This window comes from Umezawaea beigongshangensis, assembly GCF_016464305.1.
GTDB lineage: Bacteria > Actinomycetota > Actinomycetes > Mycobacteriales > Pseudonocardiaceae > Umezawaea_A > Umezawaea_A beigongshangensis.
Genome location: NZ_JAEIOJ010000052.1, coordinates 1 through 329, shown reverse-complemented (window position 1 = coordinate 329; position 329 = coordinate 1). Strand labels below are relative to the sequence as shown.

The following is a 329-nucleotide window of genomic DNA, read 5'->3' as shown; positions in this document are numbered from 1 at the left end:
GACTTCATCTCGGGGCTGAGCAGGGAGTCGACGCCCTTGCCCTCCTTGGTGCGGAAGCGGTGGAAGGGCAGCACGGCTTCCTTGACCGCGACCGGGGCGTGCTCGGGCAGCTCGGCGCCGTCGCCGGTGGCGGGCAGCAGGCCCTCGGCGCGCAGTTCGGCGATGCTCGCGCCGAGCATGACCCGTGCGGCGGCCTTGGCGAGGGACACCGCGGTGGCCTTGGACACGAACGGCACGGTGCGCGAGGCGCGGGGGTTGGCCTCCAGGACGTAGAGCACGTCGTCCTTGAGCGCGTACTGCACGTTGAGCAGCCCGCGCACGCCGATGCC

1 protein-coding gene is annotated in these 329 nt (G+C 72.3%); it reads right to left on the bottom strand.

From position 1 onward, the window contains the following. Positions 1-329, bottom strand: a 329-nt coding sequence (locus IMZ35_RS30300; RefSeq protein ID WP_498063215.1) for an ATP-binding protein, incomplete at both ends; no start/stop codon positions are given.